Origin of the sequence: Aeromonas sp. 600774 (assembly GCF_049175075.1) — a bacterium.
Taxonomy (GTDB): Bacteria; Pseudomonadota; Gammaproteobacteria; order Enterobacterales; family Aeromonadaceae; genus Aeromonas; species Aeromonas veronii_A.
Genome location: NZ_JAAKUJ010000002.1, coordinates 207401 through 233145, shown reverse-complemented (window position 1 = coordinate 233145; position 25745 = coordinate 207401). Strand labels below are relative to the sequence as shown.

Genomic DNA, 25745 nt, shown 5'->3' with positions numbered 1-25745 from the left:
CCTCCAGCCACTGCGAGCCCAGGAGCCAGTGCTGGAGTTGTGGCACTCCCAGCAGGCCGGATATGTGATCGACGACGTGATCACGCGATTCAATCAGGAAGGCAATCACAAGGTTCACGTCACCCAGATCGAGCCCGGCAAGATCAAGGCAGACATCCTGCTGGCTGCGCAAGCCAGGGGGCTGCCCGACTTGATGCTGATCCCGTCCGACTTTATCGGCCTCTACCGACAGATGTCCCTCGCCCCCCTGCCAACCGGATGGTTCTCATCTGCACTGATGAGCAGTGCTCTGCAATATGTCACCCTGGATCAGCAACGCTGGGGCATGCCCATGATGCAGGGCAACCATCTGATGCTGTTTTACAATAAGGCGCTGGTCTCAACACCGGTGACCCAATGGCAGCAACTGGCAGCCATCACTCCGGCCCTCAAGGCCAAGGGGATCCAGCCCGTCAGCTGGCCCTACCACGACATGTACTACTTTGCAGCATTTCTGCTCACTTTTGGTGGCTCGCCAGTGACCGAAGGGCGCATCACACTCGACACGCCGGCCATGATTCAGGCACTGGAAGCGTACCGTACGGTCGCCAGAGAGAAGTGGGGCGATCCCGAGTGCGACTATGATACCGCTCTCGCCAATTTCAACGACGGCAAGAGTGCCTATCTTGTCAACGGGGACTGGGCCTTCAATGACCTGGTGAAAAACATGGGAGAACAGCTTGGGGTTGCCATGCTGCCTCACTGGGAAGATCGCCCGATGCACTCCATGAGCGGCGCCTACGTCCTGAGTGTATCTCGTTGGGCAATGGCAGATGAAGAACGTCAGACCGTCATCAAAGCCCTGATGGCCTTTATCCAGCGGGACGATATTCAGCAATTGATCTATCGACAGGGTTCGCTGTTACCAATCAACCAGCGGGCTTTTTCCGCTATCAACCAATACCCCGCCCTGCACGAAAAGGTGCTGCTGGAACAGTTCACCCTCAGTACACCCATGCCTTCAGAGAGCGCCATGTCCATTGCCTGGCAGGCGATGGACAAGGGGTTCGAGCGTTTCAAGGAGGGAAGCAGTGCCGCTGAAGCAGCTCGCTATATGCAGCAACTGGCCGATCAGCAATACCAGCAGGTCAAGTCAAAATGAGCCACCGCACCTTTCGTCTCGGTCCTACGCTCATCGTCATACTGTTCACCGCAGCCCTGCTGCCAGCGCTGCTGGTAAGCGGCATATTGCTGGCTCGTCAACACCAGATCATTGCCCAGAGCGAACAATCCCAACTGGAGCGAGCCCTCACCAGCATGACCCGTGAGGCACGCTTTCGCAGCGAATTGATCGGAACCCAGCTTCAACAACTCAGCAACGATCGGGTGCTTAATCAGGCACTCGAGAATTTTCTCTTCTCCAGTCATGCCCGCCTGGCGCTGGCGGCCTTTATCAAGTCCAACAGTCTGCTGACCTCAGCCTACCTGATCGATGATCAGGGTCGGGTAGTAGAGTACATCAACGGCCGAGCCTCTTACCTTGAATCGAGTACCCTGATGCCACAGCTGATGGCATGGAGCGAGACGCGGGAAGCCAAACAGGGCAAGCATTTGCTGATGCCTGTGGATGATCCCTTGCTGATCGGCGATATGGAACAGGATCGCAGTGGCGGGTTGGCGCTGGTGGCCCCCATCTATCGCAATCATCAGAGGGCCGGGGTGATGCAGACCCCAGCGGGCTTTGTGATGGCCATCCTCCCCTGGAGGCAGATGGCCCAACTGCTGGAACCCTATCTGAAGGGGAGCGAGTATCTGGTGATTTCACAAGGAGATACCCGTCTCTATGAAGGCTCACACAACAACACCAAAGATATGAACGACCGGGTACCCAGCCAGATGGCACAGCTCTTGACCATCGGCTGGCCACAACTGGAAGAGACCATCACCCCAACCATCACCCTCTACAGCTACAGCGATGACAGGGTGAGCGAGCTAAACAAATCTCAGCAGTTGTTGACCGTCAGCATCGCCGTCATGTTGCTGCTGGTGGCCATCGGCTGTATCTGGCTTACCCGCTGGCTCACCCGACCGCTGCGCTCGCTGGCAGCCCTGGTGCGCAGTTACGGCAAGGGCAACTACCAGCAACAGCAAGCACCGCTGCGCTTTGTGGAATACGATGAGGTGCGTCGGCTGCTGCAGGAGATGGCCTATACCATCTCTGCCCAGGTAAGAGCGCTCTATCAACAGAATGAACAGCTGCAGCAGGCCAACAGCGAGAAAGAGGCCTTCAATCAGCGGCTGCTCGGCTTCAACGATGAACTGGAGCAAGAGGTCGCCTCGCAAACGACCGCCCTGCGCTCGGCCCTGAGCCGGGAGGAGCGCAGCCGCCATATCCTGCAATCATGGTTGCAGTTCGGTCTGCACCAGCAGCTGGATATCGATATTGCCGAGCTGGCCAGCTCCGCCCTGTTGCAGCTCTCCCAGCTCTATCCCGGCCACCGCTGGGGGCTGGTGATCCGCCGCGATGGCGAGCCCCACTACTCCCTGACCCAGGGGGTCGATGCCCCCTTGCGTGATCCCCTGCAGGAGAAACTGACCCAACTGATGGATGAGGAGGTTAAACACTCCGAATGCCAGTGGGATAATGCCTCCTGGAAGATCATGACCCTACCCGGCAGCCAGAGTGGTGTGCTGTTTGGTTATCTCATGGTGAGCGCCGAGGGGCTGGAGTCCGAAGACAGGGCCATCTTGCGGTTGTTTGCCAAACAGCTGGCGGTAGGCATCGAGGGGCGCCTCTTCACCGACGAGCTGGCGCGGGTCGCTCGCACTGATAACCTCACCGGCCTCCCCAACCGACAGGCGTTCGAAGAGGCGTTTCATCACTATCAGACGGTGCTTGCGCGCCATCCGGAACGTCACCTCGCGCTCTTCATGCTCGACCTTAACGGCCTCAAACGCACCAACGACCAGTATGGGCACGAGGCGGGCGACGCCCTGCTGATCCAGATGGCACGACTACTGCGCACGCTGTGCCGACAGAATGAGAGCATATTCAGAATGGGAGGAGACGAATTCGTGCTACTGGCGGAGGCGGATCACCTTGCCTGCCAACAGCTGGCAGGCAGACTGGAGGCAAGCCAGCAGCACGCCATCGTGCAACATGGGGAGCACAGATTCCCGCTGCGTTTCGCCATCGGCTGGAGCAGTAGCGACCAGACCCCGTTGGCAGAGCTGAGCCGGGTGGCGGACGACGCCATGTATGCCGACAAAGCCCGCTTCTATCAGGGGCAACGCTAAAAGCGGTGACCTCCGGCGTTGGCGAGCCTTTCGCCAACCCCCTGATTAGCTCGCAAAAATGGTGCGCAACGCTAGACGCGGCGCAGACCATGACTAAGATAGGGGCTCTTGATATCGCGACTTGATAGGGAGTAGGAAATGGAGTTAGTACTTGGCCCGCTGGAGGCCCGTGTCATCGGGTGTCTGATTGAAAAAGAGATCTGCACCCCGGATCAATATCCCCTCTCCCTTAATGCACTGGTCAATGCTTGCAACCAGAAGAGTAACCGTGAGCCGGTACTGGATCTGGCCGAACTCGATATCCGCGCCGTGGTGGACGAGCTGATCCGCCGACGCCTGGTAGTCAACACGGCAGGTTTCAATGCCCGGGTACCCCGCTACCAGCACAGATTCTGCAACACCGAGTTTGGTGAACTGAAATTCGATGCGCAGGAACTCGGCATCATCTGCGAGTTGCTGCTGCGCGGCCCGCAAACCCCGGGGGAGCTGCGTTCGCGCACCAATCGCCTCTGCAGTTTTGATGACGTGACCGAGGTAGATGCCGTACTCAATCGCCTCATCGAACGTGGCCCTTACGTGGTCAAACTGCCACGTGAGCCGGGCAAGCGCGAATCCCGCTACGCCCACCTGTTCAGCGGGGAGGTGGATATCCAGGCGATGATGGATGCCACCCCTGCGGCTGCCTATGCCTCCCCGGCCGCCGACCGCCTGAGCGAGCTGGAGCAGGAAGTAAGCGAGCTCAAGAGCCGTCTCGCCGCCATAGAAGCACGACTGGCTGCACTGGATGGTCAGGGCTGATCGCCCTTACCATCGCCCATCTCTATCAGGGAGCCGGGGCTGATGTCCCCGGCTCCCTGCGTTTTTTTATCGTGAGGAAGTGCCCGTGATCACCCTGATTAAAGAGTCTGACCACCAGAAGATGCCCTGGAAGAACCAGCGGGGCACCACCAGCCAGATCCTCATCTCCCCCAAAGGGACGAGCCTCGCCAAACTCGACTTTGACTATCGACTGAGCTCGGCCCCCATCAAAAGCGCAGGTCCCTTCTCCCCCTTTCCCGGCTACCAGCGCATTTTGCTGCCGGTGAGCGGGGCAGGCTTTGTACTCAACGGCCACCCCTACGCTACCTTCGAGGCGGCGCACTTTAGCGGCGATGAGGAGATCCACTGCGAGTTGCTGAAAAAAGAGGTGACCGATCTCGGGCTTATCTACCATCCGGATCGCATCAGCGCCAACGTGCGGGTGCTGAACCTCCCCTTCCCGCTGACCCTTACCCTCGAGCCGGAGAAGACTTACCTCTGTCACCTGCTGAGCGGCCAGCTGACCGTGCAGGACAAAGAGGTGGCCATCAACGAGACGCTGGTGGTCACCGGTGAAGAGAGCATTCACTTCGAATGCCAGAAGAAGAGCGCCATCGCCTTCTTTACCCTGCAGGCCAAATAGCACGAAAGTCAGCAATGTATAGTCATGCCACACCACAACAAGCGACAGATATGAAAAAGCCGGGAAATCCCGGCTTTTTCTATTGAGGCAACCGGCTCAATGCCGGTCAGCACCTTAGTTAACCTTGAAGGCGCCCTTCATCATGGCGAAGTGGCCGGGGAAGGAGCAGAAGAAGGTGAGATCCTTGCCCGCCAGACCGTCGGTCTTGAAGGTGACGCTGCTGCTCTCGCCACCGCCGATCAGCTTGGTATGCGCCAGCACGCGGGGATCATCCTTGGGCAGATAGCCGTTCTCGGCCCCGGCGCTCATCCCCGCCGTCGCCACAGTCTGATAGTCTGCGGTGCTGGCCAGCACCCAGTTATGGCCCATGGCGGTCACAGGCAGCTTGCCGGTATGGTTCAGAGTGACCGTCACCTCCTTGCAGGTGGCCGGAACGCTCATCTCTTTGAGGTTGTACTGCATGGCATCATTGCCTTCGATGACCAGTGCGCACTCATCGGCCAGAACCGGGGCAGCCAGAGTACTCAGAAACAGCAGGGTAATCGCCTTTTTCATCATCTTCTCCTTTGATTGGCAATGGATGGCAACAGCGTGGCGTATATGCTTCGCAAAGATGCCGTCTAAATCGACCTTCATTTTACTCAATTGTTTTCAATCGGCGATGGGTTTTGGCCAAAGCTGCGGGCCAGGTCACCAGACGGTGCTCTACTCGCCACTATCTCCCATCACGGATGGACGATACGACCCGCTACAGCAACAGGTTCAAAACTGTTTAATTTTTTCTGCTCTTTTCCCCCCGATTGCCCCTATCAGGGCTCGCCCGGCGAGCGCCCCTTGGCTAAGCTAGCGCCCCGATATGAACCTTCTCCAGATGAGAGCGCCGGATGATTGCGATGACCCCCGTGGCGGCCCTGCGCGGCCTGCTGCTGACCCTGCTGCTGGCGCTGACCGGCTGCCAGCCGACCCCGCCAGCCCAGACCCGTATTCAGGGCAAGACCATGGGCACCTACTATGTGGTGACCCTGAGCGATAGCTACCCCGGTGGGGAGCCCTCCCTCAAAAGCGATGTAGAGAGTCTGCTGGCCCGGATGAACAAGGAGATCTCCACCTACGATCCCGACTCCCTCATCTCCCGATTCAATCAGGGGCCCGCCAATACTCCGTTTGCCATCCCGCCCGCCATGGCCATCATAGTCCAGCAGGGGATTGATGCCGGTAAGCTGACCGATGGCAAGCTGGATGTGACCGTGGGGCCTCTGGTCAATCTGTGGGGCTTTGGCCCGGACAAACGCCCGGTCAAGCGACCCGATGGGGCGGCCATCGCCGCCGCCCGCCACAAGGTGGGCATCGACAAGCTGACCCTGACCCCGCAAGGGGATCACTTCCTGCTCGAAAAAACGATCCCGGATCTCTATCTCGACCTCTCCACCCTGGGCGAAGGGGCTGCATCGGATGAAATCGCCGCCCTGCTCGAGGGCAAGGGGGTACACAACTACCTGATCGAAGTGGCCGGTGCGGTACGCAGCAAGGGCAACAACAGCAAGCGTTCACCGTGGAGAGTGGCCATCGTCGAACCTTCCGATCAGCCGGGAGCGTTTTCCGATATCGTCATCCCCAACGGTATGGCGCTCAGCACCGCAGGCAGCTATCGCAACTACTACGAGATAGATGGACAGCGTTACTCCCATATCATCGACCCCGCCACCGGCCAGCCGGTCACCCACAAGCTGGTCTCCGCCAGCGTGATCACCCCGACCGCGCTGGAGGCCGACGCCCTCGATACCGCGCTGATGGTGATGGGGCCCGAAGTGGGGATGGCATTTGCCAAGCAGCACCAGCTGGCGGCCTATCTCATCATCAAGACCGAGCAGGGGTTCAAGGCCAAGTACACGCCCCAATTCGCCCACTATCTGGCGAAGCAACCGACAGAAAAGCACTGATAAACAGAAGGCCCCGATAACGGGGCCTTCTCATTACGGTTGATGATGAACTTGTCACGGGCTATTCGATGGTCACCCGGTGAGGGGCTGGCGTTTCCACCTGCTTGGGCAGTTGCAACGTGAGGATACCGTTCTCGAACCTGGCGCTGACCTTGTCCAGCGCCACCTCGACCGGCAACTCCAGAGTGCGTGAAACACTGCCAAAATAGCGTTCACTGCGCAGTGTTCGCTCATCCTTGTTCTGGCTGTCAAACTGGCGGATCTCCGCTTTCAGCGTCACCTGTTTACCATGGATATCCACATGGATGTCCTCTTTGGCAACCCCCGGCAACTCGGCTTGCAGCACATAGTTGCCATCACTCTCCTTCAAATCCAGCCTGATCTGGCTCGGCAAGGGGTCCCCGTGCAAGGGGCGAATATAGAAGCCGGACGCCATATCGCGAAACAGGTCATCGAACAGACTGGTACGGCTTGGTAGCAAACTCATCTCTGATCCCTCCGTGATTCATGGACTAACAGAGGCAGGCCCTGATACCTGCCTGATGGGGCCTATATGTGACCGGGGCTTGTCGTTGCCCCCTCTATCAGTCTAAAAAGTGTGCCGCGTGCTGCCACCCCATCTGAGCTTTATTTGATATGGATCAACCACATCGCCCTGGCCACCAGGCACAGAGCGTGACATGGAAACTGAAAGTTGCGTGACAAAAGCACATTGATTGCCACTTGACACGCTTTGGTGGCACACTTTCTCCCATCAACCCGTAGCGCCTCGACCCAGAACAATGCAGACACCGGAAAACGCGTCAGAAAAGAAGAGCCCTGCCAAGCCACAACGCATTCTGATGGTCAATGAGCAGCGCTCGTTTCAGGTGATGATGAAGGCGATGCTGCTCAATCTGGGTATCAGCAACATCACCTACTCCAATACCGCCGAGGATGCGCGACGCCGCTGCCAGAAGGGCAGCTTCGATATCTATCTCATTGATTACGATCTGGGGATTGGCGAGAACGGGCGGCAGCTGCTGGAGAGCCTGCGGGATCAGAAGCTCATTCCGCCCCAGAGCGTGGTGATCATGGTGAGTGGCGACAGCTCTCGCGCCATGGTGCTGAGCGCGCTGGAAGCCGAGCCCGACGAATACCTGATGAAGCCCTTCTCCCAGGAGCAGTTCTCGTTTCGCCTCAAGCGGGCCCTCGCCCGGCGCAACGCCCTGGCCAGCGTCTTTACTGCGCTGGCTGATAACAATCTGGCGACCCTCATTACCGCCTGTGCCGAGCGGGCTGATGCTGTCCCCCGTTTTGCCAACTACTGCCGCTGCCTGCAAGCTGATACTCACCTCAAGCTGGGTCAGGCACAAGAAGCACGCGCCCTGATGCGCCAGCTGCTGGCCGGGCAGGAGAACAGCTGGGCCCGCCTGACGCTGGGCAAGGCGTGCAATACCTTGGGACTTCATGAAGAAGCGGTCAGCCATCTGCAGGCGACCCTCAAAAATACCCCGCTGATGGTGGAAGCACACCTCTGGCTGGCGGAATCCCAACTCGCCCTCGGCAACGATGAACTGGCACAACAAGAACTTAGACGAGCGGTGGATATATCCCCCCAGTCGGTGCAGCTCTCCCGTCGGCTGGCGGAAGTGTGCCTGCTACGCCACGACTACGCTCAGGCCAAGGATGTGCTGCTGTCGCTGATCGATCTGTCGCGTAACTCGATCCACCGAACCCCCCACTATCTGGGTGCCTATATCCAGACCCTGACCCTCTACGCCCTCAACAGCAACGACAGCTATCATATCGCTAACCTGCAAAAGCAGGTCAACTCGGCCCTGTCGCGCATCCGTGATTCGCTGATGATGTCGGAGTTCAACTACCCGGTATTCGAGCAAATCTGTCAGGCCCGAGTGCAAATTGCGCTGGGCGAGCTGCTCAAGGGCAAGAAGATGCTCTATCGCGCCAACCAGAACTGGCTTGATGAACCGGCCACCATGCCCCCTGCCCTGCTTGGCGAAACAATCCTCGCCCTCTACCAGCTCGGCGAGTTCGAATATGCCGAGAGCCTGCAGGGACTGCTGGCAAAGGATGAAGACCGGCTGCTTACTACCTGCATTCAGGCAACCCGTGATGATAAAACGGTGCTGGAGCGGCGTCAGCGCTACCAGCAGCTCAACGATCTGGGGATCAAGGCCTATCAGAGCGGCGAGCTGGAACAGGCGCTCGGTCACTTTCGCGAGGCGCTGCGCCGGGCCCCCGCCAATACCGGTGCCGCCCTCAACAAGATCCAGGTGTTGCTGCAACTGATGCAGAAAAACCGCAAAAGCCCGGAGTTTGGTATCGAGTGCAAAGAGACCCTGGACGTGCTCGACGGCATCCCCCTCAACCCGGCTCAGCAGGAGCGTTTTCGCAAGCTGCGTCAGGAGTTTAACCAGTTCAACTAAGACGCCGTCACGCCCCCTTTTCCCGCCTATGCTGAAACCAGTACGGTAATGCGAGGGAAGCGAAGATGGCGATGTGTCGTTATCTGGTGGCCGATGGCCGCCACTGCAGTGAAGAAGCTGGCGAGCACGATCTTTGCAAGTGGCATGATCCCCATGGACCTCATCAGGAAGCCCGCACCGCCGAGGCGCTCGAACAATACGTTCGCGCTGGCGGACTCTGCCACGGCCTGCAGCTGTCACGGGCCAATCTGGCTGGCCTCAATCTGGTCAACAAGGAGTCCGATCAGGGATTCTTGCTGGAGCAGTGCAACCTCTATCGCGCCAACCTGCGCGGGGGTCACCTCTACGGCCTGCGCATGAAAGGGGGCAGCCTGATGAAGGCCGATCTCAGTGATGCCAACCTCCAGTGCGCCACCCTCGATGACGTCAATCTGCTCGGCATCCGCTGGCACAACACCCGGCTCGACAACATGCAGACCGGCAAACGGGTGATGCAGGATCGCAAGGGGCGCCGTGAACGGGATCCCAAACAGGCGCGCATCTGGTTCAAGGAGGCGGAAGAGACCTACCGGGATCTGCGCAAAGCCTCCGAGGCGCAGGGGATCTTCACCATGTCCGGCAACTATATCCAGCAAGAGCTCACCATGCGTCGCCTGCAACTGCCGTTCTGGTCGACCCAGCGCTTCACCTCCTGGGTGGTCGATCTCTTCTGCGGCTATGGCGAGGCTCCGATGCGGGTGGTGCTCTTCTCGTTGCTGCTCATCTTTATCTGCAGCATTTTTTACTTCTTCTGCGGCCTTAACTTCGCGGGCAATCATCTGATATACCGACCAGAAGCCTCTCTTGAAGAGAACGCCATCTTCCTGCTGGAGTGCCTCTACTACAGCGTGGTCACCTTCACCACCCTGGGTTATGGCGACTTCACTCCGGTCGGGCTTTCCAGGATCTTTGCCGCCTTTGAAGCCTTCACCGGCAGCTTCACACTGGCGCTGTTTGTGGTGGTATTCGTCAAAAAGATGACCCGCTGACACCTCTGCCCACCCCGCGGTGCCTGCCACTGATGCAGGCCCGCGGCCAAACTTGCATCCACCGCCGATTCCTAGTCCAATAGCGACTTATAAAAATGACATGAGCATCCCGGACATGAAGATCATCTCTTTCAATATCAACGGCCTGCGCGCCCGTCTGCACCAGTTGCAAGCCATCATCGACAAGCACCAGCCCGATGTGATCGGCCTGCAGGAAATCAAGGTCCATGACGAGGCCTTCCCGCTGGCCGATGTGGAGGCCATGGGCTATCACGTAGCGTTTCACGGCCAGAAGGCTCACTACGGGGTCGCCATCATGAGCAAGCAGAAACCGGTCAAGGTGGAGAAAGGCTTCCCCACCGATGACGAAGAGGCCCAGCGCCGGATGATCATGGCCACCTTCGAGCGCGAAGACGGCTCCCTCATCAAGGTAATGAACGGCTACTTCCCGCAGGGTGAAAGCCAGGATCACGAGACCAAGTTCCCGGCCAAGCAGAAGTTCTACGAGGATCTGCAGCACTATCTCGAGACCAACCACACCCCGGACGACCAGCTGGTGCTGATCGGAGATATGAATATCTCCCCCACCGATCTCGACATCGGTATCGGCGAAGCGAACCGCAAGCGCTGGCTGCGGGATGGCAAGTGCTCCTTCCTGCCCATCGAGCGGGAGTGGATGGAGCGGCTGAAAGGGTTCGGTCTCACCGACACCTTCCGCGCCGCCAACCCCACCGAGTGCGAGCGATTCTCCTGGTTTGACTACCGCTCCAAGGGCTTTGACGAGAACCGTGGCCTGCGCATCGACCTCATCATGGCCTCCGATGCTCTCAAGGACAGCGTGACCGAGACCGGCATCGATTATGAGCTGCGCGGCATCGAGAAACCCTCAGATCACGCCCCCATCTGGGCCTGCTTTGCCTGACAGACCTGATAGTGGGGGCATTTGACGCCCCCACTGTGACCCAGCCCCCACTTCCCTCGCTTTTTCCTTCTTATAATTCCTTTGGGCCCCGCATCCAGCCATGACAACGCCGAAAGATACCTGCTGGCCTGTTATCGCCTGTCGCTGCCCCGTCTACAACCTGCCGTCATGTTCTGACAACTTTCACTGTCGAGCAGCTTGGGTTCAATATTCGTGCTCTATCATTAAAAACTATCAGTAATCCAATAAGTTAAATTTGTAACCATGCAGTTAACCATGTTCATGAAGAGAAAGGGTGGGCGCGGCAATCGTGCACCATCCCACAGGAGTATGATGATGAAGGTGCAATCCGTCAGGGAAGAGATGTTAAAACGCGGCTGGATCGCTCTGGCTCTAGCCAGTGCCCTGACCGCCTGTGGTGATAAACCAACTGCCGGAGCTCAGGCGCTGCCGCCGGTCCCCGTAGTGGTGGCAGAGGTCAAGCTGACCGATGTGCCGCTCACCACCGAGATGGTGGGTGAAACCGCCGGTTTTCGCGAGATCGATGTGCGATCACGAGTCAGTGGCATCCTGCTCAAGCGCACCTACATCGAAGGTCAGCCGGTTACCGCCGGCCAGGAGCTGTTTCTGATCGATCCCGAGCCCTACAAGGTGGCGCTGGAGCAGGCCAAAGGGACCCTGGCTCAGGAGCAGGCTCGCCTCAACAAGGCCCGCGCCGATCGGGATCGCATCATCCCGCTGTTCAAACGCCAAGTAGTGAGTCGCAAGGACTATGACGATACTATTGCCAACTACGAGGCTGCCATCGCCAGTCACCAGGCCGCCCAGGCCAAGGTGAAGGAGGCCGAGCTCAACCTCAGCTATACCAAGGTCACCGCCCCCATAAACGGCATGGCGAGCAAGAGCTCCCAGTCCGAGGGGAGCCTTATCTCCACCAGCGGCGACAACGGCCTGCTCACTACCATCACCCAGTTTGATCCGCTCTATGTCAACTTCTCCTACTCGGAGCAGGATCGCCTCAACTTCGAAAACTCGGTAAAGAAAGGGGTGATTGAGGCGAAGGATGCCACCACCTGGCGCACCCATATTCGTCTGGCCGATGGCTCTGTCTACCCTGAAGCGGGCAAGCTCAACTTCTCCGACAACCGGGTCGATCCCCAGACCGGCACCATCCGGGCCCGTGCCATCTTCGACAACAAGGATGGCGTGCTGCTGCCCGGCCAGTTTGTCCGCATGACCATCGATCTTGGCCTGCGCAAGAACGCCATCGTGGTACCGCCCCGCGCCATCATCCAGTCTCAGGCTGACCGCATGGTGATGGTGGTGGATGCAGAGAACAAGGTGATGCCCCGCCCGGTCAAGCTGGGCCCGGTGGTCGCCGAGGGGGTACTGATCGACAGTGGCCTCAATGCCGGTGATCGTTACATCGTCGAAGGGTTGATGAAGGCCCGCCCCGGTGCCGTGGTGAAACCTGTCTCTGCCGACGAGATGAAAGCCATCACTGCCAAGATGGTCAGCCACTCAGCGGCCAAGTAAGGAGCTCGTATGTTTTCCAGGTTTTTTATCGAGCGTCCCATCTTCGCCAGCGTGATTTCCATCATTATCGTGCTGGGTGGATTGGCGGCAATGCGATCGCTCCCCATCGAGCAGTACCCCCAGATCACCCCGCCGGTGGTCTCGGTGACAGCCTTCTATCCGGGCGCCACCCCCGAGGTGATCTCCCAGACTGTCGCCGCACCGCTGGAGCAGCAGATCAACGGCGTCGAGCGGATGATCTATATGCAGTCGGGATCGGCCTCCAACGGCCAGATGAACCTCAACGTCTACTTCGAGATCGGCACCGATCCGGATCAGGCCACTATCAACGTCAACAACCGGGTCTCGGCCGCCATGGCCCAGTTGCCGGAAGAGGTGAAAAAGCAGGGGGTCACAGTCAAGAAGAAATCGACCTCCATCCTGCAGGTGGTCACCCTCCAGTCGCCGAACGGCTCGTTTGATACCACCTATCTGTCGAACTATGCCCTGCTCAACATCATCGACGAGCTCAAGCGGATTCCCGGCATCGGTGATACCACCTTGTTTGGCGGTACCGACTATGCCATGCGTATCTGGCTGCGGCCGGATCGGCTGGCACAGCTCGAACTCACCCCGAGCGATGTGATTAGCGCCATCCGCGAGCAGAACACCCAGTTTGCGGCAGGCAAGATCGGCGCTCAGCCCACCTCGACCCCCATCGACTTCACCTACACGGTGCAGACCAAGGGTCGCCTTGAAGATGTGAAAGAGTTCCAGAACATCATCGTCCGCTCCATGCCCGATGGCTCCAAGATCCGGGTCCGCGATGTCGCCCGGGTCGAGCTGGGGGGCAAGGATTATGATCTGGTGGCCCGCGCCAACGGCAAACCGGCCATCGGTATCGCTACCTATCTGCAGCCCGGTGCCAACGCCGTAGCAGTCGCCGATGCGGTGCACACCACCATGGAGCGGCTCAAGGAGCGCTTTCCGCAGGATATCGAGTACCAGATCCCTTACGACACCACAGAGTTTGTGAAGATCTCCATCGAAGAGGTGGTACACACCCTGTTCGAGGCGATCGTGCTGGTGTTCGTGGTAGTCTACCTGTTCCTGCAGAACTTCCGCGCCACCCTGATCCCCTGTATCGCGGTGCCAGTGTCGCTCATCGGGACCTTCGCCGGCATGCTGGTGCTCGGTTTCTCCATCAACCTGCTGACCCTGTTCGGCATGGTGCTCGCCATCGGTATCGTGGTGGATGACGCCATCGTGGTGCTCGAGAACGTCGAGCGGATCATGAGCGAGAAGAAGTGCTCCGCCAAGGAAGCGGCCATCCTCGCCATGCAGGAGGTCTCCGGCCCGGTGGTCGCCATCGTGCTGGTGCTCTGCGCCGTGTTTCTGCCGGTCGCCTTTATGGGTGGTATGACGGGTGTGATGTACAAGCAGTTCGCCATCACGGTTGCGGTCTCGGTCGCCATCTCGGGTCTGGTGGCACTGACCCTGTCGCCGGCCCTGTGCGCCGTGTTGCTGAAAGAGGGACACCACAAACCGGCCCGTTTCTTCGTCTGGTTCAACGAAAAATTTGACCAGCTGACTCGCGGCTATGTACGGGGTGTTGCCTTCCTGAACCGCCGGGTGGGGGTCGCCTTTGCCATCATCGCCGTGCTGATCCTCTCCATCTACGGTCTCTTCCTGAAAGTGCCGGGCGAGCTGGTACCAAACGAAGATCAGGGCTACCTCATCTCAGCTGTCATGCTGCCGGATGCCGCCGCCATGAGCCGGACTCAGGCGGTGGCGGATCAGTTCGACAAGATCGCCATGGCCAATCCCAATGTGAAGGATGTCATCACCTTCTCGGGCTTCGACATCCTCTCCAATGCCATCATCAGCAACAGTGGCCTCACCTTCATTACCCTGAAGGACTGGAGCGAGCGCAAGGGGTCTGGTCAGGACTCTTTCGAACTGGCCAAAACCTTGCAGGGGATGAGCCTGATGGGGCTGGCTGACGGCTTCGTTGCCTCCTTCAACCCGCCCCCCATCCAGGGGATGTCCACCACCGGCGGACTGGAAGGCTACCTGCAAAACCGTGGGTCCGGCAGTGCCCAGGAGTTTTCGGGCGAAGTACAGCGCTTCCTCGCCGTAGCCAAGGAGCGCCCCGAGTTTGCCAGTGTCACATCCACATTCCGTGCCAATGTGCCGCAGGTCTATCTCGACCTGGATCGCGAGAAAGCCAAGGCGCTGGGGCTGCCGATCAATGCTGTGTTCGACACCATGCAGGCCACCTTCGGTCAGGTCTATGTCAACGACTTCAACCAGTTCGGGCGAACCTACCGGGTACAGTTGCAGTCCGAAGCAGACTACCGCGCCAAGAAGAGCGATATCCGCAACGTCTACGTGCGTTCCAACACAGGCGAGATGATCCCGCTCAGCAGCCTGGTGACGGTCCGTGATGCCACTGGCCCCGAGCTGGTAGAGCGTTTCAACATCTTCCAGGCGGCCAAGATCATGGCGCAGCCGGCACCGGGCTACAGCTCGGGTCAGGCGATCGCAGCACTGGAAGAGGTGGCCAACAGCACCCTTGGCAACGATGCCAAGCTGGAGTGGACCGGTTCCGCTTATCAGGAGAAGGCCTCTGCCGGTAGCGCAGGCATGGCGTTCGGTTTCGGTATTGTGATGATCTTCCTCATTCTGGCCGCCCAGTATGAGCGCTGGAGCCTGCCGTTTGCGGTGATAACCGCCGTGCCGTTCGCCCTGTTCGGCGCTCTGCTGGCCACCTGGCTGGTGGGTCTGACCAACAACGTCTACTTCCAGATCGGGCTGGTGACGCTCGTCGGGCTGGCGGCCAAGAACGCCATCCTGATCGTGGAATTCGCGGTGATGAAGCACGAAGAGGGGATGAGCCTCATCGAGTCGACACTGGAGGCGGCGCGTCTGCGTTTCCGTCCCATAGTCATGACCTCGCTGGCCTTTATCCTCGGCTGTGTGCCACTGGTCACCTCCAGCGGGGCTGGGGCGGCGAGCCGTCATGCCCTTGGCTGGCCGGTCATCGGCGGCATGCTGGCCGCGACCTTTATCGCCATCTTCTTTATCCCGCTCTTCTTCCGCCTCATCATGCGAGGCTCGGAAAAAGGAGCTAAGCAGTAAGGCTGAGCCTGTTCGCTGATAACCCCTACCCCCGCATCTGCGGGGGTATTTTTTATCTCTTCCCCCCTCATGATGCCTGCGAGCGCACCTTGACCTTATCCCTGTGGCAAGGTTTACAGTCCAACCATCTGATCCAGAAGGATATCCAGTTTGTCACTCATCCAGCTTGCTGCAAGATTGCCCTGCGTTGCTCTGGCCCGGCTGTTGCTGGCGCTGCTGCTCGTGTGCAATCTGACCCTCTGCATCAGCTGGCATGGTTCTCCCCTCTCCTCCGAAACGAGCCCAAACAGGGCCCTGCCAATGATGATGTTCGATTCATCGATGGTGATGGCGGATGACGAGATCTCTCATGCGATGCCCGCCATGGATCACCCAGGCGATGGCATGACCTTCTCCTGCCATCAGGGAAAAGATGGGTCAGTCATGGGTGATGAGTGCCAGATGCAAACTGGCGTCAATGCCCTCTCCTTCGGCGCGATGGCTCTGCTGGGGGTACTGGTCGCCCTGCTGATCTTCCCCCTGCTGCTTGGCAACAACTTCTCAGCGTCACTGCTTGATAACTGGTTGCGGGATCCCTTCCTGCGCTCCCGTGGTACCCATCCCCCCTCCTGGCCACGCCGACACCTGATGCTGTCGGTGCTGCGCCACTAGAAAGCGCTTCTCTTGCGGCAGTGGCAAGCCTCGGCTTGCCCGTTTCCTGCCGCCTTGCCTGACCCTGTGCCCCGGCCAAACCGGCCCGCTCACAGGGAGCCGTGCGCGCTGATACAGCTGCGCCCCGTTTGCCGCCAATACCTCGGGTGATGCCTTGTCCATCTCCCATCAGGCGGCCTGCACAAGAGAAGAGATATGATGTCACTTGTCCCTGTTACCGGCCTTATCGCCGCCAAAAACCTTGCCACCCAGCCATTAAGTGGAGGTGTGCGATGAGCCAGAAACTGCTGGTATCGGCCCTGCTGCTCGCCCTCAGCGCCGGTGGCGGCTACTGGGCCGCCAAACAGACCACAACTGGCACTGCAGCCAAGGAGAAGACGCCGCTCTACTGGGTCAACCCCATGGATCCGCGCGACAAGCGAGATGCCCCAGCCAAGGACAACATGGGGATGGACTTTATCCCCGTCTATGAGGAAAAACAGGGCGGCTCACCGGGCACAGTCACCATCAGCCCCGAGATCCAGCAGAACCTGGGGGTACGGCTCGCCAAGGTGGAGAAGCTCCCCATCCACCAGCAGATCGAGACGGTGGGCTACGTCGGCTATGACGAGGACAGGCTGGAGGCGGTCAACGCCCGCATGGCAGGCTGGATCCGCACCCTCGCTATCAAGAGCGAGGGGCAGCAGGTGAGCAAGGGGAGCCTGATTTACGAGCTCTACGCCCCGGATCTGGTCAACGCCCAGCACGAGTACCTGCTGGCCCTCAACACCGCCAACCCGCTGCTGCTGCGCGCCGCCGAGGGCAAGCTCAAGTCCCTGCAGGTGCCGGCGGATCAGATTGCGGCCCTCAAGCGCACCCGTCAGGTGCAGGAGACGGTGCGTATCTATGCCCCCAGCAGCGGCTATGTCTCCGAGCTGAAGGTGCGCGAAGGCCAGTATGTTGAGCCCGCTGCGGCGCTCTTTAACATCAGCACCCTCAAACAGGTGTGGGTGAGTGCAGAGGTGTTCGAGCGCCAGGCGGCCCAGCTGAAGGTGGGCGATCTGGTCACCATGACCCTCGACTATGCCCCCGGTCGCAGTTGGCAAGGTAAGGTGGATTACCTCTACCCGACTCTGGATGCTGCCACCCGCACTCTCAAGGTGCGGCTGCGCTTCGCCAACCCGGACGAGTTTCTGAAACCCAACATGTTCGCCAAGGTGACGATTCAGGCGGGCAAGGGAGAGCCGCAACTGGTGGTACCGAGCGAAGCGGTGATCCGCACCGGCAGTCAGGATCGGCTGGTGCTGGCGCTGGGGGATGGCAGCTTCAAGTCGGTGGCCGTCACTCTCGGCCCCCAGTTTGGCGACAAGGTCGCCATCAAGGCGGGGGTGGAAGCGGGTGACAGCATAGTCAGCTCGGCCCAGTTCCTGCTCGACTCGGAATCGGCCATCGATTCGGACTTCCAGCGTATGACGGCGGTACGCCCCGCTCAGGTGTGGACCCAGGGCGAGGTTGAAAGCATCGATCTGGCCAAACGTACCCTGATGGTCTCCCACCAGCCCATCCCCGAGTGGCAGTGGCCCGCCATGGAGATGGAGTTCACCGTCGCCGACGGGGTCGATATCAGCAAGCTGGTCGAGGGGCAGAACCTGCACCTGCAGGTGATGCAGGAGGGGGATGAGTACCGCGTCACCAACATCCATCAGGAGAAGGCAACCGCTACTGACGGTGACGCCAAGCCTGCGTCGGATGAGATGGAAGGCATGGACCATAGCCAGCATCAGATGGCGATGCCCGAGGTGGAGAAGAAGTCATGATCCCTGCCATCATTCGCTGCCTAGCAGGCAACCGCTCTCCGCTCTCTCTACTTGGTGAGAAAGGAGTTCAATCATGATTCCGTCGATTATTCGCTGGTCGGTGGGCAACCGCTTTCTGGTGCTGCTGTTGACCCTCATGCTCACCGCCTGGGGGCTCTGGTCGGTCAAACAGACCCCGGTGGACGCCCTGCCGGATCTCTCCGACGTGCAGGTGATCATCAAGACCTCCTATCCGGGCCAGGCGCCCCAAGTAGTTGAGGATCAGGTCACCTACCCGCTCACCACCGCCATGCTGGCGGTGCCGGGGGCCACCACGGTGCGCGGCTACTCCTTCTTCGGCGACTCCTTCGTCTATGTGCTGTTTGACGACAACACCGACCTCTACTGGGCCCGCGCCCGGGTGCTGGAGTATCTGAGCCAGGTTGCGCCCAACCTGCCCGCCTCAGCCCGCCCCCAGCTCGGCCCCGATGCCACCGGGGTGGGCTGGGTCTATCAGTACGCGTTGGTGGACAGAACCGGCAAGCATGACCTCAGCCAGCTCACCTCGCTGCAGAACTGGTTCCTCAAGTACGAGTTGCAGACGGTGAACGGGGTCTCCGAGGTCGCCACCGTCGGCGGCATGGTGCGCCAGTATCAGGTGCGGGTCGACCCGGACAAGCTGCGCGCCTACGGCATCCCGCTCTCCCTTATCGAGACCGCTATCAAACAGGGCAATCAGGAGACAGGCGCTTCCGTCATCGAGATGGCGGAAGCGGAGTACATGGTGCGCTCCAACGGCTATCTCAAGAGCGTCGAGGATCTGAAGCAGATCCCGCTCGGCACCACTGTGCGCGGCGCCCCGCTGCTGCTGGGGGATGTGGCAGATGTGGTCACCGGTCCCCAGATGCGGCGCGGCATCGCCGAGCTCAACGGCGAAGGGGAAGTGGTAGGCGGCATCATCGTGATGCGCTATGGCGAGAATGCCCAGCACACCATCGACGGGGTCAAGGCGCGGCTGGCTCAGCTGAAAAGCAGCCTGCCAGAGGGGGTGGAGATCGTCACCGTCTACGATCGCTCCGACCTAATCCAGCGCGCCATCGACAACCTCTCCGGCAAGCTGGTAGAGGAGTTCGCCGTGGTGGTACTGGTCTGCCTCGCCTTCCTGTTCCACCTGCGCTCCTCACTGGTGGTAGTCATCTCCTTGCCCATCGCCATCCTGACCGCCTTTATCGTGATGCACCTGCAGGGGATCAACGCCAACATTATGTCGCTCGGCGGCATCGCCATCGCCATCGGCGCCATGGTGGACGGCGCCATCGTGATGATCGAGAACGTCCACAAGCACATGGAGCGGGAGGCGCTCACCGACAAGAACCGCTGGCGGATCATCACCGAGGCGAGCATAGAAGTGGGCCCCGCCATCTTCTTCTCCCTGCTCATCATCACCATCAGCTTCCTGCCGGTGTTTGCGCTGGAGGCGCAGGAGGGGCGGATGTTCCACCCCCTCGCCTATACCAAGACCTATGCCATGGCCGCCGCCGCCGGGCTCGCCATCACGCTGGTGCCGGTGATCATGGGTTACTTTATCCGTGGCAAGGTGCTGGCGGAGCAAGCCAATCCGCTCAACCGCTGGCTAAGCCAGGGCTATGTGCCGCTGCTCAAGACCGTGCTGGCGCGCCCGAAAACCACCCTGGCCATCGCCGCCGTGGTGACTGTGGCGGGCTTCTGGCCGCTCAAGTACCTGGGCTCCGAGTTCATACCGCCGCTCGATGAGGGGGACATCATGTACATGCCCACCACTGCGGCCAATATCTCGGTGGGCAAGGCACGGGAGATTTTGCAGCAGACCGACAAGCTGATTCGTACAGTGCCCGAGGTGCAGAACGTGTTCGGCAAGGCGGGGCGCGCCGAATCGGCCACCGACCCCGCCGATCTGGTGATGATGGAGACCAGCATCCAGCTCAAGCCACGCGATCAGTGGCGCCCCGGCATGACCCCGGAGAAGCTCAAAGAAGAGCTCGACTCCCTCATCCGCTTCCCCGGCCTCACCAACGCCTGGGTGCCCCCCATCAAGACCCGCATCGACATGCTGGCCACCGGCATCAAGACCCCGGTCGGCATCAAGATTGCGGGGCCGGATCTCAAGGTGATCCAGCAGCTTGGCCAGCAGCTGGAACAAATCGTCGGCAAGGTGGAGGGCGCCTCATCGGTCTATGCCGAGCGGGTGGCCGGTGGCCGCTATGTGAAGGTGGACATCGACCGACTCAAGGCGGCCCGCTACGGCCTCAATATCGCCGACGTGCAGGCGGTGCTCGCCACCGCAGTGGGCGGCATGGAGGTGGGCCAGACCATCGAGGGGCGCGAGCGCTACCCCATCAACCTGCGCTACCCCCAGAGCTATCGCGACTCGGTAGCCAGCCTCGAGCTGCTGCCGCTGGTGACCCCGAGCGGCGCGCGCATCGCGTTGGCGGACGTGGCACGGGTCTACATCAGCGACGAAGCCCCCATGCTGCGCAGTGAGAATGCGCGGCTCAACGGCTGGGTCTACGTCGACATTCGCGGCCGCGATATCGGCTCCTTCGTCGATGAGGCCAAGGCCGAGGTGAACAAACAGCTGGTGCTGCCGGCGGGCTACGCCCTCACCTGGTCTGGCCAATACGAGTACATGGAGCGGGCCAAGGCGCGCCTCGCCTACGTGGTGCCATTAACCGTCGCCATTATCGTGCTGCTGCTCTATCTGGCTTTTCGCCGCGTTCAGGAGGTACTGCTCATTCTCACCACCTTGCCGCTGGCGGTGGTGGGGGGGATCTGGACCCTCTGGCTGCTCGACTTCAACCTGTCAGTCGCCGTAGGTGTTGGCTTTATTGCCCTGGCTGGGGTGGCGGTGGAGACCGGCGTCTTGATGCTGGTCTACCTCAACCATGCCTGGGATGACCTCGTGACCAGCGGCAAGCCGGACAAGGCGGGGCTGCACCAGGCGGTGATCCACGGCGCCGCCCTGCGCCTGCGCCCCAAGATGATGACGGTGGTGACCATTATCGCCGGCCTGTTGCCCATCATGTGGAGCCATGGCACCGGCTCCGAGGTGATGCAGCGCATCGCCGCCCCCATGATCGGCGGCATGGTGAGCGCGCTGGTGCTGACCCTACTGGTGCTGCCTGCGGCCTACTACCTGTGGCGCAGTCACAGCCTTGGCAAGGGCGCGAACCCGCAATCCGAATAACCCGATTTCACGATCCATATTGACTGAACGATAAGGAAACCATCATGAACTACAAAACGCTGACCCTGACCCTGCTGCTCGGCCTTGCCACCCACACCAACCTGCAAGCCGAAGAGATGATGCACCATGAAGGGCACGATATGAGTCAGACGGGTGAGATGAGCGAACAGGCCGCAATGGTGATGACCAAGGGGGTCATTACCCGCCTCGATGAGGGGAGCGGCAAAGTCGGCATCAAGCACGAGGCGATCGAGAACCTCAAGATGCCCCCCATGACCATGGTCTTTCGAGTGGCAGATCCGGCCCTGCTCCAGGATCTGAAGGTGGGGGATGCGGTGCGCTTTCACGCCGAGAACCCGGCCGGCAAGCTCACCGTGACCGCCATCCAGAAAGAGTAAGCGGAGTCATTTCAATAAAAGACGGCGGGATCATCCCGCCGTTTTCTTTTACTGCACCATCGGCTACTGCACCATCCGCCGAGTGGCGTCCTCAGTCGTACGGATAAGCCTGAGCGATATTCGCCTGAGCTATCCCTAGCAACTGAACAGACATGTCCTGCAACACATAGAGGTCGCGGCGACGGGTCCAGGGTTGATCGGATTGCTCGTCATACCAGACGGGCAGTTCGATACCCTCCGGGGCATGGCTCGCCACTTTGCGGGCACGGCAGGTGATGATACAGCGTTTGACGTGGTCGCGATGACCGATAACGGCCGCCGTGCCGAGGGCGGCTGCCTCTCCACCGGCATAATCCCTGACGATGGCCTCCACCACCCCGTCCGTGCTGAGGTAGACCAGCTTGCCCTCATCATCCCAGTAAGGCTCGATGGATATGACATCACGGGCCGGGATATCGGGATAGCGGGCCGAGTCGAGGAAGCGGGCGATCTCCCACTGCACGTACATGGGCACCGGCTTTTGCCGATAGAGGGCCGCGCAGCAGGCGGCCAGCGCCTCGTTCATGGGACCGGGCTCGGCCAGTTCATCCGGGTTGCCCGAGGCGTTGGGGCGGTTGCCGAAGGCAAAGGCGATGACGCAGTGGGCCTGGTCGATAGCGACCCGGGACGGGGTCATGTTGAAGCAGGCCTCCTCGATGAAGGGGGCCAGCTGGCGGGCCGTCTGCTCGTCGTGCAGCTCGGCGCTCAGCCGGTCGGTCAGGGTGGTGCGAAAATCCGCCGCACTCCCCTGGCTGTCATTGCTGCTGTTGCAGCCGGTGAGGGTGGCGACCAGGGGGGTACTCAACAGCCCCAGGGTGACTCTACGTCGACTCTCGTTCATTTAGATTCCTCTTTGGTAGCAAGCACTTAACGGGAACAAGCAGCAATTAACCCTTGACCCAATAAACGCTCATACCATACGGAAAAATGGGGGCGACAAAAGCCATACCGCGAGGCTCGTACCCAGAACGTGCAGCAATTCACACATTAATCAATAAACGAAAGCACTCTTTTGCGAATGAGCCAATAAAAGAAATTAACATCCACTTTAATGAACCACTGATAGATACTCTATCTGTGGTTCATTCGCACAGATTTCATCCCTGAGATAACGCGCTCGTTCAGCTGCGGGTGGTCAGCAACTGCTCCACATCCTCGATCACCTTGAGGGCCGCCTGCGGGCCGCCGCTGGAGGTCCAGAGCGACCCGTCCACGGCGCCAAAGCGCTTGGCCTTAATCACCGGCAGCTGCTGGAACGCCGGGGTCTGCTCCGCCTGACGCATGGCATCCACCGCATCACCGGTGGCGCTCAGGGTGCCGACAACCAGCCAGTCGGCATCCAGCAGATTGAGGGACTCCAGACTGAGCGCCGGTGAGTGGGGTGCGCCAGTACCCTGCTGCTTGCTTGGGCGTACCAGCCCCATCGACTCCACTACGCTGCTGGCAAAGGTGCCCTGATACATAAAGCTCGGCCCCTTGGGGTTCCAGCGCACTATGCTGATGCTCTCCCCCTGATGCTTGGCCAGCTTGCTGCGAGCCTGAGTCAACCGCTCGGCATACTGCAGCAAGAAAGTATCCCCTTGCTGGTCGCGGTTAAGGGTGTGGGCGGTGCGGCGGAAGCTATCCTGCCATGGCTCACCCCACTTACTGGTCACCACGGTCGGCGCGATCTCCCCCAGCAAGGTCAGCAGCTCGGGACGGGTCTGGCCGGTCAGGATAAGGTCAGGCTCCAGCGCAATCAGCGACTCCAGATTGGGGCTGTCGAGATCACCGATCACCTGGATACCCATGCCCGCCTTGTTCAGCAAATAGCGGGGCAAAGTGGGTTGACCACGGCCATTGACGGCGCCGATGGGGGTCAGCCCCAGAGTCAGGGTGCTATCGAGTTCAAGCTCGCTCAGCACCACCACCCGCGTTGGCTGGACTGGCACCTGCACCTTCTGGCCAAACGCATCAGTCACTTCACGCATATCCTGCGCCTGAACCAGCGGCGCAGCCAGCATCAGGATGGCTGCAGCCAGGGCGGCAAAACGCTTCATCATCTCACTCCTTCTCGTTGCACGGCCCGGATAATCGGCCGCGTGAATACACTCGGTGGGCCAACAGAGCAGGCCCATATGACTCAACTCGCCGAACGCAGGGCGCGGCTATGTTCGTGACGACAGGGCACGATAATGGGCGCCCCGTCGCCGGGGGCATGCAGAATGTCAACACTGGTGTGGTAGAGCCGGTCGATTAGATCCTTGGTCACCACCTCCCGGGCTGGGCCCATGGCGGCAATGGTCCCCTCGCCGATGGCGATCAGCTCGTCACAGTAGCGGGCCGCCATCGCCAGATCGTGGATCACCAGCAGCACGGTTTTGCCCTCGGCGGTGATGCGATGGATCGCCTCCATCACCTCGGTCTGGTGACCGATATCGAGGGCACTGGTGGGCTCGTCGAGCAGCACCATGTCGCTGTCCTGCGCCAGGATCATCGCCAGCCACGCCCGCTGTGCCTGCCCGCCGGAGAGGGACGCGGCGCTCTGCTGCCAGATCCCCTCAAGCTGCATTCGCTCGCAGGCAATACGCACCATGCGGGCATCCTCCTCACCCCACTGATTGAACCAGCCCTGATGGGGGTGGCGGCCATACTGCACCAGCTGCTCCACCAGAATGCCGGCAGGCAGGGTCGGCCGCTGGGGCAGATAGGCGAGCTCCCGTGCCAGCCCCTTCATGGGGTAGCTGGCAAGCGGCTTGCCTTTGAGCAGGATCTCGCCGCGTTGTGCTTTCATCTGGCCGGATAGCAGCTTGAGCAGGGTCGATTTGCCGCAGCCGTTGGGGCCGACGATCCCCACCAGCTTGCCCTTCGGCACGCTGAAGGAGATGTCCCGCAAAATGGGGGTCTGCTGATAGGCGAAATGGAGGCGATTTACGGTGAGCGTCATCAGTCAGCCCTCTGGCGATCGTTAACAAGAAGAAACAGCAGCAACAGGCCGCCGAGAATGCGGGTCATGATACCGGTCGCCACCTCGTGGGGGCTGGCCAGCACCCGGACCAGGGTATCGCTGGCAAGCAGCAGCAGGGCGCCGCTAAGTGCAGCCAGCCAGAGCGGCACCACCCGGTCTTTCACCAGCCAGGAGGCAAGAATGGGGGCCGCCATGGCGATAAAGACCACGGGGCCGCCGATGGCGGTGCCGAGCGCCGCCACCAGAATGGCCTGTGCCAGAATGCCCAGTTGCACCCTATCGCCGTTGACGCCAAGCCCTCTGGCCATCTCGGGGCCAAAGCGCAGCACCGCCAGTGAGCGGGAGAGATAGACGATCCAGGGGCAGAGCAGCAGCAACAGGATGGCGATGGGGGTGATGGTGCTGTACCCCACGGCGATAAAGCTGCCCATGTTCCACAGATAGAGGGAGCTCAGGTGCAGCAGGGCCTGGGTGGACATCACAAACTGGCCGAGCGCCTCGAACAGCTCGGAGAGGCCGATGCCGATCACCACGAACAGATAGCCCTGCTCACCCGGTTTGCGGCAGAGGGCATAGAGCACCAGCGCCGCGAAGATGGCACCGATAGGCGCAGCCCACCAGGGCCAGCTGCCTACCGTCAGGTAGAGGGAGAAGACAATGATGGCAAGGGATGCGCCGTTGTTGACCCCCACCATATCGGGGGTAGCCAGCCGATTGCGAACCAGAGTTTGCACCAGACAGCCGGAGAGCCCCATGGCCGCTCCCGCCACCACGACCCCAAGGATGCGCGGCAGCCGGATCTTGAACAGAGTGAGCTGCTCAAGCCGCGTCCCCTCCCCCAGCAGGGTGTTGACCACCCCGGCAAAACCGAGCTTGCCGCCGCCAACGCTCAGGGCCAGCAGAGCCAACGCCAGCAGCGCCATGGCCAGCAGCGCCAGCCAGCGCCAGCTCGGCAGATGGATCAGCAAAGAGCGGTTACCGGCCCGCAGGCAGAGCATATCGGTAGGTGTGCGCATCAGC

At 60.4% G+C, this 25745-nt stretch carries 20 protein-coding genes; 14 read left to right on the top strand and 6 right to left on the bottom strand.

All coding sequences use genetic code 11. The annotated features are described in order from the left end of the window. The first annotated feature begins 28 nt into the window (after positions 1-28). The 4 genes from G5171_RS04070 (at position 29) to G5171_RS04055 (ending at position 4717) form a co-directional block, all read left to right on the top strand. Positions 29-1141, top strand: coding sequence for a sugar ABC transporter substrate-binding protein (locus G5171_RS04070; RefSeq protein ID WP_254204442.1), 1113 nt, complete (start codon positions 29-31; stop codon positions 1139-1141). Further along, positions 1138-3276, top strand: a complete 2139-nt coding sequence (locus tag G5171_RS04065) for a diguanylate cyclase domain-containing protein (RefSeq protein WP_421259868.1) — start codon at positions 1138-1140, stop codon at positions 3274-3276. The genes G5171_RS04070 and G5171_RS04065 overlap by 4 nt, the downstream gene beginning before the upstream one ends. A 138-nt stretch (positions 3277-3414) precedes the next feature. Continuing rightward, positions 3415-4074 carry a YceH family protein gene (locus G5171_RS04060; RefSeq protein WP_005347246.1) on the top strand — a complete coding sequence of 220 codons (660 nt, stop codon included), beginning with the start codon at positions 3415-3417 and terminating at the stop codon, positions 4072-4074. A gap of 85 nt (positions 4075-4159) precedes the next feature. Further along, complete coding sequence (locus G5171_RS04055; RefSeq protein ID WP_421259867.1) at positions 4160-4717, top strand: HutD family protein; 558 nt, start codon at positions 4160-4162, stop codon at positions 4715-4717. A gap of 114 nt (positions 4718-4831) precedes the next feature. Here the strand turns inward: G5171_RS04055 and azu are convergent, their stop codons facing one another. Then, positions 4832-5272: an azurin gene (gene azu, locus G5171_RS04050; protein ID WP_005347250.1), complete on the bottom strand. Its 441-nt coding sequence runs from the start codon at positions 5270-5272 to the stop codon at positions 4832-4834. A gap of 329 nt (positions 5273-5601) precedes the next feature. On the opposite strand from azu, the gene G5171_RS04045 reads away from it, so the two are divergent. After that, positions 5602-6657 (top strand): FAD:protein FMN transferase, encoded by a 1056-nt coding sequence (locus G5171_RS04045; RefSeq protein ID WP_421259866.1) that lies wholly within the window; start codon positions 5602-5604, stop codon positions 6655-6657. Positions 6658-6718: 61 nt separating this feature from the next. Here G5171_RS04045 and G5171_RS04040 read toward each other — a convergent pair whose 3' ends face one another. Beyond that, positions 6719-7144, bottom strand: a complete 426-nt coding sequence (locus G5171_RS04040) for an Hsp20/alpha crystallin family protein (protein WP_103250619.1) — start codon at positions 7142-7144, stop codon at positions 6719-6721. 295 nt (positions 7145-7439) lie between these two features. Here G5171_RS04040 and G5171_RS04035 point away from each other — a divergent pair, with 295 nt between their 5' ends. From G5171_RS04035 to G5171_RS03995, 9 genes are all read left to right on the top strand, one after another. After that, a complete protein-coding gene (locus G5171_RS04035; protein WP_216978404.1) occupies positions 7440-9086 on the top strand; it encodes a tetratricopeptide repeat-containing response regulator in 1647 nt (548 codons plus the stop codon). Between the two features lie 65 nt (positions 9087-9151). Then, positions 9152-10114, top strand: coding sequence for an ion channel (locus G5171_RS04030; RefSeq protein WP_216978403.1), 963 nt, complete (start codon positions 9152-9154; stop codon positions 10112-10114). Positions 10115-10229: 115 nt separating this feature from the next. Beyond that, a complete protein-coding gene (gene xthA, locus G5171_RS04025) occupies positions 10230-11036 on the top strand; it encodes an exodeoxyribonuclease III (RefSeq protein ID WP_216978402.1) in 807 nt (268 codons plus the stop codon). 336 nt (positions 11037-11372) lie between these two features. Continuing rightward, positions 11373-12572, top strand: coding sequence for an efflux RND transporter periplasmic adaptor subunit (locus G5171_RS04020; RefSeq protein ID WP_005347258.1), 1200 nt, complete (start codon positions 11373-11375; stop codon positions 12570-12572). A 9-nt stretch (positions 12573-12581) separates the two neighbouring features. Further along, entirely contained in the window at positions 12582-15692 is a 3111-nt protein-coding gene (locus tag G5171_RS04015) for an efflux RND transporter permease subunit (RefSeq protein WP_421250407.1), read from the top strand. A 207-nt stretch (positions 15693-15899) separates the two neighbouring features. Next, positions 15900-16343, top strand: a complete 444-nt coding sequence (locus G5171_RS04010; protein ID WP_421259880.1) for a hypothetical protein — start codon at positions 15900-15902, stop codon at positions 16341-16343. Between the two features lie 272 nt (positions 16344-16615). Then, positions 16616-18139, top strand: a complete 1524-nt coding sequence (locus G5171_RS04005) for an efflux RND transporter periplasmic adaptor subunit (protein WP_421250408.1) — start codon at positions 16616-16618, stop codon at positions 18137-18139. A gap of 73 nt (positions 18140-18212) precedes the next feature. Further along, entirely contained in the window at positions 18213-21341 is a 3129-nt protein-coding gene (locus tag G5171_RS04000; protein WP_421259865.1) for an efflux RND transporter permease subunit, read from the top strand. A gap of 44 nt (positions 21342-21385) precedes the next feature. Then, on the top strand, positions 21386-21739 hold the full coding sequence (locus G5171_RS03995) for a copper-binding protein (RefSeq protein ID WP_421243908.1): 354 nt from the start codon (positions 21386-21388) through the stop codon (positions 21737-21739). A 91-nt stretch (positions 21740-21830) separates the two neighbouring features. Here G5171_RS03995 and G5171_RS03990 read toward each other — a convergent pair whose 3' ends face one another. From G5171_RS03990 to G5171_RS03975, 4 genes are all read right to left on the bottom strand, one after another. After that, the gene (locus G5171_RS03990) at positions 21831-22619 is read right to left on the bottom strand and encodes a hypothetical protein (protein WP_421243909.1); all 789 of its coding nucleotides are present in this window, start codon (positions 22617-22619) and stop codon (positions 21831-21833) included. Positions 22620-22899: 280 nt separating this feature from the next. Then, entirely contained in the window at positions 22900-23817 is a 918-nt protein-coding gene (locus G5171_RS03985; protein WP_421250506.1) for an ABC transporter substrate-binding protein, read from the bottom strand. An 83-nt stretch (positions 23818-23900) separates the two neighbouring features. Next, complete coding sequence (locus G5171_RS03980) at positions 23901-24704, bottom strand: ABC transporter ATP-binding protein (RefSeq protein ID WP_421259864.1); 804 nt, start codon at positions 24702-24704, stop codon at positions 23901-23903. Continuing rightward, a complete protein-coding gene (locus G5171_RS03975; protein ID WP_043821272.1) occupies positions 24704-25741 on the bottom strand; it encodes a FecCD family ABC transporter permease in 1038 nt (345 codons plus the stop codon). The genes G5171_RS03980 and G5171_RS03975 overlap by 1 nt, the downstream gene beginning before the upstream one ends. Between the last annotated feature and the right edge of the window lie 4 nt (positions 25742-25745).